This window comes from Microbacterium sp. NPDC079356, assembly GCF_049545465.1.
In the GTDB taxonomy this organism is placed as follows: Bacteria; Actinomycetota; Actinomycetes; order Actinomycetales; family Microbacteriaceae; genus Microbacterium; species Microbacterium gawkjiense.
The window spans coordinates 558,337-575,341 of the sequence record NZ_JBMWDN010000002.1; the positions used below are offsets into that span (position 1 = coordinate 558,337).

Sequence of the window (17,005 nt, forward strand, 5' to 3'; positions counted from 1 at the left end):
TGGACCCGGAAGGGGACCTGCGTGAGTGTGCTCCGTGATTACGCCGCGGCCGTGTCGCAGCCGACGCTGCCGTTCGCCTCGGCAGCGCCGCGGTTCGACGAGGTCGTCGACGCCGACGGCACGCTGCGCCCCGCCTGGCAGGGTCTCGCCACCCTCGCCCTCGGTCTGACCCGCGAAGAGCTCGACCGCGTCGACGGCGAGATCGCCCGCTTCCTCGCCGACGACGGCGTCTCGTACGCGCGTGCCGGCGCCGAGCTGCAGCCGTGGCAGCTCGACCCGATGCCGTTCGTCATGGATGCCGCCGGCTGGGCGCGCCTGGACGTCGGACTCGCGCAGCGCGCCGAGCTGTTGAACGCGCTGCTCGCGGACCTGTACGGGCCGCAGGTCGTGCTGCGCGAGCGGATCGTGCCGGCCGCGGTCATCCTCGGCCACGCCGGTTTCGTACGGGCCATGGCCCGCGCCGGCGACGACGCCCCGCCGCCGGATCTGCTGCTGTCGGCGACCGACCTCGGGCGGGATGCGGCGGGCGACTGGCATGTGCTCGCCGATCGTGTGCAGGCTCCGTCGGGGCTCGGCTACGCGGCCGAGAACCGGCGCGTGATCTCGCAGGTGCTGCCCGGCCTGCTCGACGAGGGCGCGCTGCACCGGATGGACCCGTACTTCGCGGCCCTGCGCGCGGCGCTCATCGCCGCTGCGCCCGAGGGCGTCAGCGCGCCGCGGATCGTCGTCCTCTCCCCCGGCCCGCTGTCCGAGACGGCGTTCGACCAGGCGTTCCTCGCGAACGCGCTCGGTTTTCCGCTCGTGCAGGGCAGCGACCTCGTCGTGCGGGACGGCGCGGTCTGGATGAAGCCCGCCCAGTGGCCGTCGCGGACGCCGCGCGAACGCGTCGACGTCATCCTGCGACGCGTCGATGCGGAGTGGTGCGATCCGCTCGAACTCCGCGCCGGGTCGCGGCTCGGTGTCGCGGGCCTCGCCGAAGCGGTGCGCCGCGGACGGGTGCGCGTCGTCAACGGGCTGGGCGCCGGCGTGCTCGAGAACCCGGCACTCCTCCCCTATCTGCCGGCAGTGTGCGAGCGGCTGCTCGGCGAGCAGCTGCGGCTCCCGTCGGTGCCGGCGTGGTGGCTCGGCGACGACGACGCGCGCGCCGAGGCGCTGCCCCGGCTGGATGCCGCCGACCCGGCGCTCGAGGTGTTCGACATCGACGACCCCCGCCGGCCCCTCGCCGCGACCGACCCCGCCGTCCGCGGCCGGATCGACCGCGGGCCGCACCGCTTCGCGGCCGTCGAGCGGCTGCACCTGTCGCAGGTTCCGGTGTGGGATGCCGGGGGCGCGGCATCCGCTCGACCCGTCACCCTGCGGGGTTTCGCGATCCGCTTCGGCTCGACCTACCGGCCGCTGGTCGGCGGGCTCGCGACGGTGCGCACCGCACCCGAGGCGGCGCCGCGCACGAAGGACGTGTGGGTCCTGAAGTCGGACGAGGCCGATCCCGACCAGGGGATCGCGGAGGTGGCGTCCCTCCCGACGACGCGCAGCGACCCGACCCTCGCGCCGCGCGCACTGTCGGACCTGTTCTGGACCGGGCGGTACGCCGAGCGCGCCGAGGATCTGCTGCGCCTCATCATCGCGACGCAGGCGGCGCTCGACCAGCCCGGCGCGCACACGGCCGCGCGGGCGGCCGAGAGCGTCCGCGTGCTGCTCGCCGCGCTCGACCGCCTCGCCGGGACGCGCTGGACCGACCCCGAGGCGGAGTTCCGGTCGCTGCTGCTCGACGCCTCCCGCCCCGGCTCGGCGGCGCACTCGATCGCGCGACTGCGCGATGCGATGGAGGGGGTCCGCGATCAGCTCTCGGGCGACACGTGGCGGGTCTTCTCGAACATCGACCGCGCCGTGCGGGCGCTGCGGAGCGCCCCGCATCCGCACCGCACCGCGGAGTCCGCCGGACGCATGCTCGCGTCGATGCTGTCGCTGTACGGCGTGACGGCGAACATGATCCGCGACCCCGGCTGGCACATGATGGAGGCCGGTCGCTACCTCGAGCGCGGGCTGCAGCTGACGACTCTGCTGTCGTCGGCGCTGTCGGCCAGCCGCGGTCCGCGCACCGACCGCGAGGTGCTCGAGTCGCTGCTGCTGTCGGCCGAGAGCGTCGTGACGCACCGTCGCCGCTATCGCGGGGCGATGCGGGCGGCCGACGTCGCCGAGCTACTGCTGCTCGACCGCGGCAATCCGCGCTCGCTCGCGTTCTCGCTGCAGACGCTGCGGGAGCACCTCGCCGCCCTGCCGGCGTCGACCGGGTCGTCGCGCGCCGAGCGCCTGCTCGATCAGCTCGAGACGGGTCTCGCCGAGGTGGAGGTGCTCGAGATGACCGCCGTCGTCGGCGGGCGCCGGGAGCGCCTCGTCGAGGGACTCGAGAGCATCCGCGCGCAGCTCGAGCAGCTGTCGGATGCGATCGCCGACCTGCACTTCGAGGCGGGTCCCCCGGCCGTGTCGATGACCGAGCTGTCGCTCGTCGAACTGATGGGCCCGCGCGCATGACCCGCTACCGCGTGTGGCACCGGACGGCGTACACCTACAGCGATGCCGTGCAGGACAGCATCGGCCAGTTCCATCTGCGCCCGCGCGAGCTGCCCTGGCAGAGCGTGGCGCAGGCCGAGGTCATCGTTGAGCCGGTGCCCGGCGACGTGTCGCCGCGCACGGACTGGTTCGGCAACTCGTCGACCTACTTCCACGTGACCGATCCGCACGAGGCGCTGACGATCGAGGCGGCGAGCGAGGTGACGATCGCCGTGCCCGAGTACGACGCCGAGGCGCTCGCGCAGCCGTGGGAGCTCGCGCGGCCGCTGCGGCATCCGGACCTCCCCGGTGCGGTCGAGGCCACCGAGTACGCGCTCGAGTCGGCGCGGGTCGCGCACGATTCCGCGGCGCACGCGTACGGGGCGGAGTCGCTGATGCCGGGACGTCCGATCGGCGAGGCGGCGACGGACCTGATGCAGCGGATCTTCCGCGACTTCGACTACGACAAGACCGCGACCACCGTGACGAGCACGGTCGCCGACGCGATGACGAAGCGGGCGGGCGTCTGCCAGGACTTCGCGCACGTCGCGCTCGCGTGCCTGCGCAGTCACGGCGTGGCCGCACGGTACGTGTCGGGATACCTCGCGACGCAGCCGCCGCCCGGCAAGGAGCGCGTGTTCGGTGCGGACGCCTCGCACGCCTGGCTCGCCGTCTGGCTGCCCGGCACCGACCAGTGGCTCGCAATCGACCCGACGAACAACCAGTGGGCGAACGACCGCTACGTCACCGTCGCCTGGGGACGCGACTACGGCGACGTCTCGCCCGTGACCGGCATCATCTTCACCGAGGCCAAGACCTCGACCCTGCGCGTGCAGGTCGACGTCGCCCCGCTCGACTGAGGGTCGTTGCCGTTCACGGATGCGACAGATCCGACCCGACACGCCGTCGCGGGACCGGCGGATGCCGCGTGTCGGCCGGCATCCATTGCATCCGTGAACGCTAACCGAGCCCCGGCACGCGCACCTCAGCCCAAGAACCCCCGCAGCAGCGCCTCGGATCCGGCGAGGTGATCGAGCACGGCCGCCTCGGCGGCATCGGGCTTGCCGGCGAGGATCGAGGCCACGATCCTCTCGTGCTGCGCGTCGGAGTGCTCGATGTTGCGCGGCAGCAGGGGGAACGTGTCGAGCCACGCGTTCACGCGCGCCCGGTTCTCGACGATCAGAGGGAGCAGTGACGGGATGCCGCTGGCCTCCGCGATCGCGAGGTGCAGCAGCGAGTCGAGCCGGCGGTACTCCCCCTCGTCGGCTCCCACGGTCGCGTGATGCCGCTGCTCGAGCGCGGTGCGCGCGGCATCCGTCAGCTCCCGCGAGGCCGCCGCCCGCGCGGCCCCCGCTTCGAGCACACGCCGCAGGCCCAGGACGTCGTCGAGCTCGCCGGTGTCGACGGGTCCGGTCGGCACGGGGAGCGGGTCGGCGACGAACGTGCCGCCGTATCGGCCGCGCCGGCGCACGACGTACCCGGCGTCGGCGAGCTCGCCGATCGCCTGACGCACGGTGTCGCGGCTCACGCCGTACCGGTCGGCGAGGTCGCGTTCGGAGGGCAGCGACTCCCCCGGCGCGACCACGCCGAGCCGCACGGTCTGCACGAGCCGGGCGACGGTGTCTTCGAGCGCGTTGCCGCCGCGCACCGGTCGGTAGACGGTGCGGCCGAGATCCGGCGACGACGCGGCGGGGGTCACAGCGGTGTCACGTAGGCGTTGGTGATGCCGCCGTCGACGACGAAGGCGTTGGCGGTGATGAACGAGGCGTCGTCCGAGGCGAGGAACGCGACGGCGGCCGCCATCTCCTCGGGTTCGGCGAAGCGGCCCATCGGCACGTGCACGAGGCGGCGCTGCGCGCGCTCGGGGTCCTTCGCGAACAGTTCGCGCAGCAGCGGCGTGTTCACCGGCCCCGGGCAGAGCGCGTTCACGCGGATGCCCTGCCGCGCGAACTGCACCCCCAGCTCGCGGGTCATCGCGAGCACGCCGCCCTTCGAGGCGGTGTACGAGATCTGCGACGTGGCCGAACCGAGCAGCGCGACGAATGACGCCGTGTTGATGATCGAGCCTTTGCCGGCCGGCACCATGTGCCGCAGCGCCGCGCGCGAGCAGAGGTAGACGCTCTTGAGGTTGACGTCCTGCACCTTGTCCCACGCGGGCAGTTCGGTCGTCTCGATCGAGTCGTCGTCGGCGGGCGAGATGCCGGCGTTGTTGAAGGCGATGTCGACCGAGCCGAGGTCGGCGGCGACGCCGTCGAAGAGCGCGTCGACGGATGCCTGGTCGGCGACGTTCACCTGGCGGAAGACACCGCCCACCTCGTCGGCGGCCTTCTGCCCGGTCTCGGGGTCGAGGTCGGCGATGACGACGCGGGCGCCCTCGGCGGCGAACCGGCGAGCGGTCGCGAGGCCGATGCCGCTGGCACCGCCGGTGATGATGGCGACGCGGTCGTGCAGGCGCTGGGTGAGGTCCATTCGGGGAGGTCCTTCCGGGTCAGGAGGTGGCGTAGAAGACGTTCTTGGTCTGGGTGAAGTGCTCGGCCGCGTCGGGTCCGAGCTCGCGCCCGAGGCCCGAGGCCTTCATGCCGCCGAACGGGGTCGCGTAACGGACCGAGGAGTGCGAGTTGACCGACAGCACGCCGCTGCGCACGCCCCGGGAGACTCGGATGCCGCGCCCCAGGTCGCGCGTCCAGATCGAGCCCGCGAGCCCGTAGACGGTGTCGTTGGCGAGGGCGATCGCGTCGGCTTCGTCGTCGAAGGGCAGCACGGCGACGACGGGTCCGAAGACCTCTTCCTTCGCGATGCGGTCGCCCCGCCCGGCGAGCACGACGGTCGGCGCGAACCAGAATCCGTCGCCCTCCGGCGCGGTCCCGCGGAAGGCGACATCGGCCCCGTCGACGTACCCGGCGACCCGGTCGCGCTGCGCGGCGGAGATGAGCGGTCCCATCTCGGTCGACTCGTCGTTCGGATCGCCCACGCGCCAGGCGGCGACGGCGGGTTCGACGAGCTCGAGGAACCGGTCGTACACCGACCGCTCGACGAGCAGCCGGCTGCGGGCGCAGCAGTCCTGCCCCGCGTTGTCGAACACCGAGCCGGGGACGGCTGCGGCAGCGGCCTCGAGGTCGGCGTCGGCGAAGACGATGTTCGCGCTCTTGCCGCCGAGCTCGAGCGTCACGGGCTTCAGCTCGCGCGCGCAGCCCGCGGCGACCTGGGTGCCCACCCGCGTCGAACCGGTGAAGACGACCTTGTGGACATCGGGATGCGTCACGAACCGTTCGCCGACGACGGGACCCGCACCGGGGATGACGGTGAACACCCCCTCGGGCAGGCCCGCCTCGACCGCGAGGTCGCCGAGGCGCATCGCGGTGAGCGGGGTGAGCTCGGCGGGCTTCAGGACGACCGCGTTGCCGGCGGCGAGCGCGGGCGCGAACCCCCACGACGCGATCGTCATCGGGAAGTTCCACGGCACGATGATCCCCACCACGCCGTACGGCTCGTGGTAGGTCACGTCGAGCCCGCCGGCGACGGGGATCTGGCTGCCGATCAGGCGTTCCGGTGCTCCCGCGTAGTAGTTCAGGACCTGCGCGACGTGGGACGCCTCCCACCGTGCGGACGAGATCGGATGCCCCGCCTCGAGCACCTCGAGCTGCGCGAGCTCCTCGACGTGGGCCTCGACGACGCGCGCGAAGTTCCGCAGCACGTCGGCACGGGCGACGGGCGCGAGCTCGGCCCACGCGCGCTGCGCACGGACGGCGCGGGCGACCGCGGCATCCGTCTCCTCCACCGAGGCGAGGTCGACGTCGCGCACCGCGGCGCCGGTGGCGGGGTTCAGGACGGTGAAGGCGCTCACGCGGCAACCCCCCGGTGCGCGGCGGCGTAGGCGTCGGCCGCGGCGACGAGACCGAGGAACAGGCGCCGATCGGCGGAGTTCTCCTCGGGGTGCCACTGCACCGCGACGAGGTAGTCGTCGCCAGGCGCCTCGAAGGCCTGCACGAGTCCGTCGTCCGTCCGGGCGGTGGCGACGAGTCCGTCGCCGAGACGGTCGATGCCCTGGTGGTGGTAGCTGTGCACCGTGTACGGACCGGCGCCGATGAGGCCGGCGAGTGTCGTCTCGGCATCCACCTCGACGGTGTTCTCGGCGAAGACGCCGCCGCCGATCTTGTACCGCTCGGTGCCGAGGGCTTCGGGCAGGTGCTGGTGCAGCGTGCCGCCGTAGGCGACATTGATCAGCTGCAGTCCTCGGCAGATGCCGAACACGGGCATGCCGCGCTCACGCGCGCCGGCGAGCAGGGCGAGCTCCCACTCGTCGCGGTCGGCGCGGGCAGGATCGGTGAGCGGATGCCGCTCCGCGCCGTACAGCTCGGGTTGCACATCGAGCCCGCCGGTGAGGATCAGCCCGTCGAGGCCGTCGAGCACGACGTCGGCGGCCGCCTTCGCGGACGGCTGCGGCGGCAGCAGCACCGCGACGCCGCCCGACGCGGTCACGGCGTCGAAGTACTGCTGCGGCAGGAAGCTGGCGCGGACGTCCCACACCCCCTGCACCGCGCGCTCGAGGTAGGTGGTGAGTCCGATGACGGGGCGGCGGCCGCCCGCGGGATCAGAGACGTTCGAAGCCACGGATGCGCTCCCAGTCGGTCACGGCGGCGTCGTAGGCGAGGACCTCGACACGCGCCTGGTGCAGGTAGTGGGCGACGACGTCCTCGCCGAACGCCGCGCGCGCGATCTCGGACTTCTCGAAGAGGTCCGCCGCTTCGCGGAGCGTCGTCGGCAGGTGCTCGACGTCGGAGTCGTAGGCGTTGCCGGTGAGCGGCGCCGGCAGCGGAAGCTCGTTCTCGATGCCGTGGAGGCCGCCGGCGATGATCGCCGAGATGGCGAGGTACGGGTTCACGTCGCCGCCGGGCACGCGGTTCTCGACGCGCAGCGACGAGCCCTTTCCCACGACGCGCAGCGCGCAGGTGCGGTTGTCGACGCCCCAGGCGATGCCCGTCGGCGCGAACGAGCCTTTCGCGAACCGCTTGTACGAGTTGATCGTGGGTGCGTAGAGCAGCGTGAACTCGCGGAGGGTCGCGAGAATGCCGGCGATCCAGTGCTCCATGAGCGGGCTGAACCCGTGCTCGCCGTCGCCGGCCATGACGGCCGCGCCGTCCTCGCCACGCACGGAGAGGTGGATGTGGCAACTGTTGCCCTCGCGCTGGTCGAACTTCGCCATGAACGTCAGCGACTTGCCGTGGGCGTCGGCTATCTCCTTCGCCCCGTTCTTGTAGATCGTGTGCTGGTCGGCGGTCTCGAGCACCTCGGCGAAGCGGAACGCGATCTCCTGCTGCCCGTCGTGGCACTCGCCCTTGACGCCCTCGCAGTAGAGACCCGCGCCCTCCATGCCGCGGCGGATGTCGCGCAGCAACGGCTCGAGGCGGGTCGTGGCGAGCAGGTTGTAGTCGACGTTGTAGTCGGTGGATGCCTGCAGTCCCGCGTAGCGCTTCGCCCAGGCATCCCGGAACGAGTCGTCGAAGACGATGAACTCGAGTTCCGTACCCGAGTAGGCGACGAGGCCGCGGTCGGCGAGGCGCTCACGCTGCGCGTTGAGGATGCCCCGGGGCGACTGGATCACCGCGCCGCCGCGCACGTACTCGAGGTCCGCCATGACGAGCGCTGTGGCGGCCTGCCACGGGATGCGGCGGAGGGTGGACATGTCGGGGCGGAGCACGAGATCGCCGTACCCCTTGTCCCAGCTCGACATCGCATAGCCGTCGATCGTGTTGAGGTCGACGTCGACCGAGAGTAGGTAGTCGCAGACCTCGGCCCCGTGCCCGGCGACCTCGTCGAGCCAGAACCGGCCCGCGACGCGCTTGCCGACGAGGCGCCCCTGGGCGTCAGGGAAGGCGACGATCACCGTGTCGATCTCGTCCTTCGCGATCGCGTCGGCGAGCTCGTCCGCCGTCAGATTTCCGGGCATCCGTCATCCTTCCGTCGTGCGCTGGTCGGGTCTGTAACGAGAACGCTACATGCCAAAGGTAGACACGGCATACCAATAGACGCCACACTCATCCGCAAGGCGCGAGCCAGCGCGCCGACCCGACGGCGCGCTGCGCGCCGACCGCAGCCAGGAGGTCTCATGACGAATCCGAGCACCACTCCGACCACGACGGGCGGCGTCCGTTACGCCCGAGCCGAGGACGGCTACTTCGAGAAACGCACGCTGAAGCGCTCCGCGGGAGTCTGGGGACTTTGGGGTCTCGCGGTCGCCGCCGTCATCTCGGGCGACTTCTCGGGCTGGAACTTCGGCATCGGTTTCGCCGGGTTCGGCGGCATGCTCATCGCCTTCGCGATCCTCGTGCTCATGTACTACGGCTTGACCTTCTCGATCGGCGAGATGGCCGCGGCGATGCCGCACACCGGCGGTGCGTACTCGTTCTCCCGCTCGGCCATGGGGCCCTGGGGAGGGCTCGCGACAGGCCTCGCCGAGACCATCGAGTACGTCGCGACGACGGCGGTGGTCGTCTACTTCTCGGGCTCGTACGCGAATCAGGCGCTCGAGCTGCTGACCGGGATCAGCCTGCCGGCGTGGCTGTGGTGGGTCGTCCTCTACGTCCTGTTCATCGGCCTGAACGCCGCGGGCGCGGCGGTCTCGTTCCGATTCGCGATCATCGTGTCGATCATCTCGATCGGCATCATCGTCGTCTTCGGCGTCATGGCCCTCGTCTCGGGCGCCTTCTCCTGGGCGTCGCTGTGGGACATGGCCCCGAACCCCGAGGCGTTCGGCGCCTCGACGTTCCTACCCGAGGGCATCGGGGCGATCCTGTTCGCGCTGCCGTTCGCCATGTGGTTCTTCCTCGGCATCGAGGAGCTGCCCCTGGCTGCGGAGGAGTCGCACCACCCGGCCCGCGACATCCCGCGCGCCGGCCTGTGGGCGCGCGGCACCCTCATCGTCACCGGCCTGATCGTGCTGTTCCTCAACACCGGAGTCCTCGGCGCGGAGGCGACCGGCACGTCGGTCGAGCCGCTCCTCGACGGCTTCAAGGCGTTCCTGCCGCCGCAGGCCGCCGCGATCCTCTCGCTGCTCGCGCTCATCGGTCTGCTCGCCTCGCTCATGGGCATCATGTTCGCCTACGGGCGCAACATGTACTCGCTGTCGCGGGCGGGCTACTACCCCCGGTGGCTCTCGCTCACGGGCAAGCGCCAGACGCCGTGGGTGGCGCTCACCTTCGGTGCCGTGCTCGGCTTCATCGCGCTCGTCATCCTCCAGGCGGCGGGCGGCGATACGAGCCCGGCAGGCGCGATCGTGCTGAACATCGCCGTGTGGGGCGCGGTGCTCGCGTACTTCCTGCAGATGGTGTCGTTCATCATCCTGCGTCGGAAGTTCCCGAACGCCGAACGTCCGTACAAGAGCCCGTGGGGACTGTTCGGGGCCTATTCGGCCGCGATCATCGCGGCGATCGTGTTCGTCGGTCTGCTGTTCAACCCGACGTTCCTCCTCGCGATCGTCGCGATCATCGTCGTCTACGTCGTGATCTTCATCGGCTTCGCCGTCTATGGCCGCAAGCGCCTCATCCTCTCGCCCGAGGAGGAGTACGCGCTCTCCGGCGGCCTGCACCGCGACCCGCAGCGCGAGGGCTACGACGCCATGGAGAAGGACGTCTTCGGAGACCGCCGCTCCTGAAAGACCGGACGGGCCGGGTGCTGCTGAGGGCGCACCCGGTCCGTTCGCACGTCCGGCCGCGTCCACGGATGCAACAGATCCGACGCGACGCGCCGACGATGGGCCCACGGATGCCGGGTGTCGCCCGGCATCCGTTGCATCCGCTGACGCGGGTCGCCGTTGTACGCGGGCCACCGCTGGACCCGGTCGACCCCGGGGCTAGGGTGTGGGCATGAGCCACGCCGGAGCGGGGATGCCCCTGCGCGACTATCGGGTCCACCGCTACGTCAACGCGTTCTGCCCGACGTGCCACGAGGAGGACCCGGACCGTCCGCTGAGCGAGGTGCGCCGGCTGTCGGGGTGGCTCGCCGACCGAGACGGCACGGTCTGGCTGGAACGCGGATGCCCCGACCACGGCCTCGTGCGTACGCTCTACGACGAGTCGGCCGAGATCCTCACCTATCTCGAGCAGTGGACCGCGCCGACGAAGGTGCACGGTCCCGACACGACCGGCAACTTCAAGCCGGTGCCCTCGGCCTACGAGGACGGTCTGCCGCAGATGCAGACCCAGCACACCTGCATCCTCCTCGAGGATCTACTCGACCACTGCAACCTCAAGTGCCCCACCTGCTTCGCGGAATCGAGCCCCGCGGCCTCTGCCGTTGCGCCGCTGGCCGAGGTGCTCGCGTCGGTCGACGCGCGGCTCGCGAAGGAGAACAATCGCATCGACGTGCTGATGCTGTCGGGCGGTGAGCCGACCCTCTATCCGTGGCTCGAACAGCTCCTCGAGCATCTCGTCGCCCGGCCGATCGTCCGCATCCTACTGAACTCGAACGGTCTCCGCATCGCGCAGGACGACGCTTTCGTCGAGGTGCTCAAGAAGCACCGTGAGCGGGTCGAGGTCTACCTGCAGTACGACGGCGAGTCGGCCGCGGCATCCGCCTTCCACCGCGGCGCCGACATCCGCCGGTTCAAGGAACGCGCGATCGAACGGCTGTCGGATGCCGGGGTGTTCACCACCCTCACGATGACGGCGACCCTCGGGGTCAACGACGGCGAGATCGGCGCGGTGATCCGCCGCGCGATGGCGACGCCGTTCGTCGGCGGCGTGACGATCCAGCCGGTGTTCGGCTCGGGGCGCTCGTCGGGCATCGACCCGAACGACCGTCTCACGCACACGGGTGTGCTGAACCGGCTCGGCCCGCAGACGGACGGCGAGGTCACGTGGCGCGACCTCACGGCGCTGCCGTGCAGCCACCCGCACTGCTGCTCGGTCGGCTACCTCCTCAAGGACGATGCTGGCGACTGGAAGTCGCTCGTCGGGCTCATCGGGCACGAGCGGTTGAAGGACTTCCTCGACCTGCAGCCCGACATGATCGCCAACCGCATCGCCGACAGCAACGTCAACAAGGCGATCCGCAAGGTGGTGAAGGGGTCGCTTCTCGACCTGCTGAGCGAGCAGTCGTCGCTGTCGCATCCGTCCATGAGCTCGATCTGGCGCGACATCTGCCAGAACTGCGACCTCGGGATCGGCACCCTCGCCACCCTCGCCGCATCGAAGCTGCCGGGGCAGCACGCGCGTCTGCGAAAGATGATGGGCGAGCGGGTGCTGCGGATCACCGTGAAGCCGTTCATGGACATCAACACGATGATCGAGGAACGTCTCACGCAGTGCTGCGTGCACGTGGCGACCGTCAACGAGTCGACCGATGCGCACCAGTGCGCTCCGTTCTGCGCTGTGCAGGCGTGGGCGCCCCTGGGCCGCGCTCGCCTGTCGACCGCGATGGGCGGTCGACAGCAGATCCCGGTGAGCGTCTCGTGAGCGCGGCGGGGTTCGGGCACCTCAACCAGCGCGACGAGAGCGTCGCCGATCCGGTCGCGCCGTTCGACCCCCTGAGGCTGTGCGTCTTCGCGACGATCGCCGTGATCGCTGCCGTCACGGGGCCTCTCGCGGTCGCTTTCTTCGCCGGTGTCGCGATTGCCGGGTACATGCGCGCCCGGCGCGCAGGGCTGCTCCGCTCGCGCTGCAAGCTCGGCGACACCCGGCTCGTCCTGGCCTACCTGTGCGTGCTCGAGGTGCTCGCCCTGGCGGCGATCCCGCTGTGGGTCATGCTCTGGATGCGGCTGCTGGGCTGACCCGTGTTCCCACTGCTGAGCGACCTCGCACCCTGGCTGCCGCCGATCGACACGCACGCCGTGTTCGTGGGCCTCGGGCTGCTCGCCGCGGGGGTCGTCTTCCTCATCGAGAAGCGCCGACGCGGCGTCAGCGACCCGCGGATCGCCTATCTCGTGCTCGGCGCGCTCGTCGGCGCCGCCGTGCTCTCGCGGCTCGGAACATGGGCGCAGCACCTCGATCCATCGAAGAACCTGTCCCTCATCGATCAGCTCGCCTACGGCAACGCGTCGATGCTGTCGGCGCTCGTCGGCGCGTGGCTCGGTGTGCACGTCGCCAAGCGGATCGCGCGCTACGCCGACCGGTCCGGCGACCTCTTCGCCCCCGCCGTGGCGCTGGCCATGGCGATCGGACGCATCGGATGCCTCCTCACCGAGCAACCCGGGACCCCGACCGGCGCCGGGTGGGGCATCGTCCTCGACCCGGCCGCGGCCGCGCGCGTCGGGGCGCCCGCGGGCGTGCCGCTGCACCCGAGCTTCGTGTACGAGATCGTCTTCCATGCGGCCGCCTTCGCGGTGCTCTGGTTCTGGCTGCGGCACCGCCCCATCGCGCCGGGCGAGACCCTGACGCTGTACATCGCGGCGTACGCCCTGTTCCGTTTCGCCGTCGAGTTCGTCCGCGGCAATGAGGTCGCGTGGCTCGGGCTCACGAGGCCGCAGCTGTTCCTCGCCGTGACGATCCCCCTGCTGTTCGCCCGCCTCGCCTGGATGGTCGCGCGCGGACGACTCACCCTGCACGACACCCCACCGATCGGAAGGATGGCCGCCGATGTCCCCCGAACCTGATCGTCCCGACGACGCCGACCCGACGCCGCCTACCGACCCGCCAGCGGGTCCGCCCGCGGGCGCGCCGCAGGGTCCGCCGGCCGGCGAGCCCACCGCCGGCCCGCCCTCCCCGACGCCACCGCAGGGGCCGCCCTATCCGACCCCGCCCTACCCCGGCGCACCGGGCATCTCGCCGGAACCACCGGGCTATGCGCAGGCCGCGGGACCACGACCCCGGAGCTTCGGCGCCGGTGTGGGGATCGGCACGGGCATCGGATGCGGCGCCTACGTCCTCGGCGGCCTGCTCGCGATCGCGCTGATCTCGACGGGACTGGTCGGTTTCCTCATCCCGTTCGTGATCATCGCCATCGTGGGCGCGGCGCTGATGTTCTCCGCGCGCACCCGCCCGATCGGCACCGGAATCCTCATCGTCACCGCCGCCGCGTGGATCCTCGTCCTCGGCCCGTGCATCGCGCTGATCGCACCCGGCGGCTTCACCTGACCCCGCCCGCTCGCGGATGCAACAGATCCGCCGCGACACCCCGGCCATCGGACCGCGGATGCCGGGTGTCGCCCGGCATCCGTTGCATCCGCGGACGGCCGCTCAGAGCGGACGGCGTAAGCACACGAGTCGCTCGCGCGACTCCTGATCGCTCGGGCGCGAGCGGGAGCATCGGTGGCATTGCCACCGCGACGAACGAAGACGCGGCCGCACTCAACGCGCTCATCCAGCAGGCCCACGCCCAAGCGGGCCACACGACGGCGCCGGCCACGGAGATCTCGGGCAGTGACCTCCTGAGCATCCGCAACGGTGACCGGCTCATGACGCGCAAGAACGACCGCGAGTTGGGCGTGGCCAACCGCGACGTGTGGACCGTTGATCATGTGACCTCGGACCGGCCCGTCGTCGTCAGCGACGGTAAACGCACCGTGCAGATGCCCGCGGAGTACGTGAACGAGCACACGCACCTCGCCTACGCCGCAACAGAGTTCGGCGTGCAGGGAGCGACGGTGCAAGCCGGCCACGGCATCGTCACCGACACCTCGAACGCTTCCGCGCTCTACGTGTCTGCAACCCGCGGCCTCGAAGCGAACACCCTGCACATGCTTGCAGAGACCCCCTTGCAGGCGCGCGAGCTATTCGTGAACGCGATGACACGAGAGTCCGGCGACCGGGGCGTCGAGGTCCAGCGGGAGGCCGCACGGCGGGATTTCGACGGCACCGTGGGAACACGGACGCTCACAGAGACCCAGAGGGAGCAGGCGGCATGGTGGGGGGCGACATCGACCGGCCCGCCGAGCGTGCGCCGGCCGATGCAACGACCAGCCCGGATAGCGCCGTGATGCGAGAGACCGGGGCCGTGCGCAGCCCCGAGGCCGCAGCGCGAACCGCGAACGACACCGAAGCAACCCGCATCACTAGGGACTCGGCCGCGGCGCAGCAGAGGATCGCTGCGTCTGGGCAGGAGCGGTGACGCAGCCCACTGTTAGCGCTCCTGGCCTCAAGACCACGCGCGGGCGCGCAAGCACTCACCACTGGTGAGAGCGCCTATTGACGGCATTAGTCAGCGCCTGTAGTTTCCGACCAAATCGTAGAGGCTGGGGCCCGATGAAGATTCATTCTCGATGGCTAGGACGAGTGGGGCTGGCAGCTGCCATGTTGATGACCTGCCAGGCCCGATTCGTGCGGGTCGCGGCGGACCAAGCAGGCGGAGACAGCGGTGGGCCATGGCTTTGGACGAATGGGACCGGAACCAATCGGGCCTACGGCATACATAAGGGCGGCGCGTCTACGTGGAGCGTGTTCTCCAAGCTCTCGTCCGCACCCGCCAGCACCCGGCTGCGCTACAACTACTAGGGGAGCCGACAGTGAAGCACACCACATCGGTGATCCTTCCCGGATTGATCACCCTGCTCCTGACGGGATGCACCAGCGTGGATGAACTGACGGTAGCGACCTACACACCCACAGGGGAAGGTGGGTTCGGCGCCCAGCTTGTTGGCTCTCTCACGCAAAGCGACGCTGGCTGTCTCACAGTTACCTCAGATGATTCTGCCGCGGTGCCCGTCTTTCCCGAGGACGCGATCGCCGTCGATGGTGAGAGCATCGTCTACAACGGTCAGACGTTCAAACTTGGAGACACGATCAGTCTCACCGGCGGGATAGCAACCAATCAGGACCTGCCCGAGGAGTGCTCAAGCGGAGGCGACATCTTCCTCGTCTCAGCCGACGCCTGAATCGCAAGAAAGGCCGGAGCCTCGGGGCTCCGGCCTTTCTGTTCGGTCTTACGCGGCGCTCGTGGTGCGGCTTCGCCGCTGCGGGCGTCCATCCGGCCGTCATCCGCGCCATGGAAGAGTCCACCGCGAAACTCGATCAGCCGGCTCGGCGCGCAGCGCGCTAGCCGAGCACGTACCGAGCGACAGCCTCATCGATTGCATCGAACTCGGGGCATCCGTCACTCGGGGTGGTCGACTGGCTCGCTATGCGGTGCACGAACGTCCGAGACAGGCCGAGGATCTTCTCGGCCTGGCCCATCGTGTACCCCGCCTCGAGAAGGTCTCTCAGCGCGGCCGCGTGCAGCCGCGAGAGCGGTGCGGAAGAGGGACCGGAACCTATGGCTCCGGTTCCTCTTCCGTGGGTAGGTCAGACGGCGGCCACGCGTTTGCGGCGTCCAACGATGAGGGCAAACACTGTGCCAATCACGCCGACGATCATCAGCGCGGGTGCAAGGTAAGCCGCCACCAAGACGAACGGCGCTCGCGGCCCGTCTCCGTTGAGCCCCGCTGCCTCCTGCGCCTGATAATCGGCTACCGCCCACAGACCGCCCACCACCTCGAGGACAACCCCGAGCGTCAGAGCTGCCAGCGAGACGATCAAGATCACGACGGGACCTCGACGAAACCCTGCCGCGCGTGAAGGGCGAGCGCGTCGGCACGCCAGTCCCACACGGACAGCCGCAAGGCGGTCGCGCCGGCGAGATGGGCGCGATGCGCGGTATCCGCCATCAGTGCAGACCCCGCGCCGGGTCGACGCCCTGCGGGCGCGACCCAGAGTTGCTTGAGCTCGACATCGGCGCCCGCGCGGTGCAGTACCCCCATGCCGATCACGTCGCCGTCACGATCCGCGACGATGACTTCTGCGCCGGCGAAGCACGATGCGGGCTCGCGCACCTCAACCGCGTACCGCTCGGGCAGCTCGCCGGGCTCGGTGACCCCGTGCGCGACCTTCTCGCCCTCGGTCTGCAGGTGATAGTCCGCCAGCATCCTCGAGATCGCCCCGCGATCGTCACCGTCGAGGTGGGCGGAGCGGATGGAGACGGTCACCCGACCATCCTTGCCTGTTCGCGGACGCGATGGATCGCGCCCGACACGCCGACGATCGGACCACGGATGCCGCGTGTCGCCCGGCATCCGTTGCATCCGACGTCGCGCGCCCGCGGTTGAATGGACGGATGCGCTGGACCCTCCGCCCCTCGACGCCCGACGACGCGACGTGGATCGCCGAGCTCCGAGCCGTGGTCATGCGCCCGGACCTCGACCGCCTGGGCCGGTACGACGAGCATCGCGTGCGGCAGCGGTTCCTTGACGCCTTCGATCCGACCCTCACTCGCGTGATCGTCGTCGACGGAGCGGATGCCGGGTCGGTCGCCGTCCGCCCGGCCCCTGACGGCACCTGGCTCGAGCACTTCTACCTCGCCGCGCACCTCCAGGGCGCCGGGATCGGCACGGAGGTCCTGCACGCAACGCTCGCCGAGACCCACCCGCTCCCCTGGCGCCTGAATGTGCTGCAGGGCAGCCCCGCCCGCCGCCTGTACGAGCGGCACGGCTTCGTGCTCGACACCGAGGACGAGGTCGACGTCTTCCTGGTGCGCCAAGACTGAACGACGA

Annotated in this window: 17 protein-coding genes; 10 read left to right on the forward strand and 7 right to left on the reverse strand. The window is 70.7% G+C overall.

Annotation, left to right across the window (positions count from 1 at the left end; genetic code table 11):
* Positions 1-21 precede the first annotated feature (21 nt).
* Together ACPEH0_RS07460 and ACPEH0_RS07465 are read left to right on the forward strand one after the other, a co-directional pair.
* Positions 22-2,532, forward strand: coding sequence for a circularly permuted type 2 ATP-grasp protein (locus ACPEH0_RS07460; protein WP_366213596.1), 2,511 nt, complete (start codon positions 22-24; stop codon positions 2,530-2,532).
* Positions 2,529-3,410, forward strand: a complete 882-nt coding sequence (locus ACPEH0_RS07465; protein ID WP_366213595.1) for a transglutaminase family protein — start codon at positions 2,529-2,531, stop codon at positions 3,408-3,410. Before ACPEH0_RS07460 ends, ACPEH0_RS07465 begins: the two co-directional genes overlap by 4 nt.
* Before the next feature lie 125 nt (positions 3,411-3,535).
* On the opposite strand, the gene ACPEH0_RS07470 is transcribed toward ACPEH0_RS07465, so the two are convergent.
* Genes ACPEH0_RS07470 through ACPEH0_RS07490 form a run of 5 tightly spaced genes read right to left on the reverse strand, consistent with a single transcriptional unit; the run spans position 3,536 to position 8,497 of the window.
* Positions 3,536-4,249 (reverse strand): FadR/GntR family transcriptional regulator, encoded by a 714-nt coding sequence (locus ACPEH0_RS07470; protein ID WP_366213594.1) that lies wholly within the window; start codon positions 4,247-4,249, stop codon positions 3,536-3,538.
* Complete coding sequence (locus tag ACPEH0_RS07475) at positions 4,246-5,019, reverse strand: 3-oxoacyl-ACP reductase (RefSeq protein WP_253034516.1); 774 nt, start codon at positions 5,017-5,019, stop codon at positions 4,246-4,248. The genes ACPEH0_RS07470 and ACPEH0_RS07475 overlap by 4 nt, the downstream gene beginning before the upstream one ends.
* Before the next feature lie 19 nt (positions 5,020-5,038).
* Positions 5,039-6,394: an aldehyde dehydrogenase family protein gene (locus ACPEH0_RS07480; RefSeq protein WP_366213593.1), complete on the reverse strand. Its 1,356-nt coding sequence runs from the start codon at positions 6,392-6,394 to the stop codon at positions 5,039-5,041.
* Positions 6,391-7,161 carry a gamma-glutamyl-gamma-aminobutyrate hydrolase family protein gene (locus tag ACPEH0_RS07485; RefSeq protein WP_366213592.1) on the reverse strand — a complete coding sequence of 257 codons (771 nt, stop codon included), beginning with the start codon at positions 7,159-7,161 and terminating at the stop codon, positions 6,391-6,393. The genes ACPEH0_RS07480 and ACPEH0_RS07485 overlap by 4 nt, the downstream gene beginning before the upstream one ends.
* Complete coding sequence (locus ACPEH0_RS07490; protein ID WP_366213590.1) at positions 7,142-8,497, reverse strand: glutamine synthetase family protein; 1,356 nt, start codon at positions 8,495-8,497, stop codon at positions 7,142-7,144. The genes ACPEH0_RS07485 and ACPEH0_RS07490 overlap by 20 nt, the downstream gene beginning before the upstream one ends.
* A 159-nt stretch (positions 8,498-8,656) precedes the next feature.
* Here ACPEH0_RS07490 and ACPEH0_RS07495 point away from each other — a divergent pair, with 159 nt between their 5' ends.
* From ACPEH0_RS07495 to ACPEH0_RS07525, 7 genes are all read left to right on the forward strand, one after another.
* Positions 8,657-10,201: an amino acid permease gene (locus tag ACPEH0_RS07495; protein ID WP_366213589.1), complete on the forward strand. Its 1,545-nt coding sequence runs from the start codon at positions 8,657-8,659 to the stop codon at positions 10,199-10,201.
* 211 nt (positions 10,202-10,412) lie between these two features.
* Positions 10,413-12,002, forward strand: a complete 1,590-nt coding sequence (locus tag ACPEH0_RS07500; RefSeq protein WP_366213588.1) for a radical SAM protein — start codon at positions 10,413-10,415, stop codon at positions 12,000-12,002.
* Positions 11,999-12,316 (forward strand): hypothetical protein, encoded by a 318-nt coding sequence (locus ACPEH0_RS07505; RefSeq protein WP_253034510.1) that lies wholly within the window; start codon positions 11,999-12,001, stop codon positions 12,314-12,316. Before ACPEH0_RS07500 ends, ACPEH0_RS07505 begins: the two co-directional genes overlap by 4 nt.
* A 3-nt stretch (positions 12,317-12,319) precedes the next feature.
* Positions 12,320-13,138: a prolipoprotein diacylglyceryl transferase gene (locus ACPEH0_RS07510; protein ID WP_359920629.1), complete on the forward strand. Its 819-nt coding sequence runs from the start codon at positions 12,320-12,322 to the stop codon at positions 13,136-13,138.
* Entirely contained in the window at positions 13,122-13,619 is a 498-nt protein-coding gene (locus ACPEH0_RS07515; RefSeq protein WP_366213587.1) for a hypothetical protein, read from the forward strand. Before ACPEH0_RS07510 ends, ACPEH0_RS07515 begins: the two co-directional genes overlap by 17 nt.
* Before the next feature lie 65 nt (positions 13,620-13,684).
* Positions 13,685-14,461: a hypothetical protein gene (locus tag ACPEH0_RS07520; protein ID WP_366213586.1), complete on the forward strand. Its 777-nt coding sequence runs from the start codon at positions 13,685-13,687 to the stop codon at positions 14,459-14,461.
* Between the two features lie 525 nt (positions 14,462-14,986).
* Entirely contained in the window at positions 14,987-15,355 is a 369-nt protein-coding gene (locus tag ACPEH0_RS07525; RefSeq protein ID WP_366213585.1) for a hypothetical protein, read from the forward strand.
* Between the two features lie 406 nt (positions 15,356-15,761).
* On the opposite strand, the gene ACPEH0_RS07530 is transcribed toward ACPEH0_RS07525, so the two are convergent.
* Both ACPEH0_RS07530 and ACPEH0_RS07535 read right to left on the reverse strand, forming a co-directional pair.
* Positions 15,762-16,001, reverse strand: coding sequence for a hypothetical protein (locus ACPEH0_RS07530; RefSeq protein ID WP_366213584.1), 240 nt, complete (start codon positions 15,999-16,001; stop codon positions 15,762-15,764).
* On the reverse strand, positions 15,998-16,528 hold the full coding sequence (locus tag ACPEH0_RS07535; protein ID WP_366213582.1) for a GNAT family N-acetyltransferase: 531 nt from the start codon (positions 16,526-16,528) through the stop codon (positions 15,998-16,000). Before ACPEH0_RS07535 ends, ACPEH0_RS07530 begins: the two co-directional genes overlap by 4 nt.
* 41 nt (positions 16,529-16,569) lie before the next feature.
* Here ACPEH0_RS07535 and ACPEH0_RS07540 point away from each other — a divergent pair, with 41 nt between their 5' ends.
* Complete coding sequence (locus ACPEH0_RS07540; protein WP_366213581.1) at positions 16,570-16,998, forward strand: GNAT family N-acetyltransferase; 429 nt, start codon at positions 16,570-16,572, stop codon at positions 16,996-16,998.
* The last annotated feature ends 7 nt before the right edge of the window (positions 16,999-17,005 follow it).

What these genes read in the sequence shown, in the direction of transcription:
- ACPEH0_RS07465 (WP_366213595.1), top strand. Translation starts at nt 2,529, where the DNA reads ATGACCCGCTACCGCGTGTGGCACCGGACGGCGTACACCTACAGCGAT.
- ACPEH0_RS07475 (WP_253034516.1), bottom strand. Translation starts at nt 5,019, where the DNA reads ATGGACCTCACCCAGCGCCTGCACGACCGCGTCGCCATCATCACCGGC.
- ACPEH0_RS07490 (WP_366213590.1), bottom strand. Translation starts at nt 8,497, where the DNA reads ATGCCCGGAAATCTGACGGCGGACGAGCTCGCCGACGCGATCGCGAAG.
- ACPEH0_RS07495 (WP_366213589.1), top strand. Translation starts at nt 8,657, where the DNA reads ATGACGAATCCGAGCACCACTCCGACCACGACGGGCGGCGTCCGTTAC.
- ACPEH0_RS07500 (WP_366213588.1), top strand. Translation starts at nt 10,413, where the DNA reads ATGAGCCACGCCGGAGCGGGGATGCCCCTGCGCGACTATCGGGTCCAC.
- ACPEH0_RS07515 (WP_366213587.1), top strand. Translation starts at nt 13,122, where the DNA reads ATGTCCCCCGAACCTGATCGTCCCGACGACGCCGACCCGACGCCGCCT.
- ACPEH0_RS07535 (WP_366213582.1), bottom strand. Translation starts at nt 16,528, where the DNA reads ATGCCGGGCGACACGCGGCATCCGTGGTCCGATCGTCGGCGTGTCGGG.
- ACPEH0_RS07540 (WP_366213581.1), top strand. Translation starts at nt 16,570, where the DNA reads ATGCGCTGGACCCTCCGCCCCTCGACGCCCGACGACGCGACGTGGATC.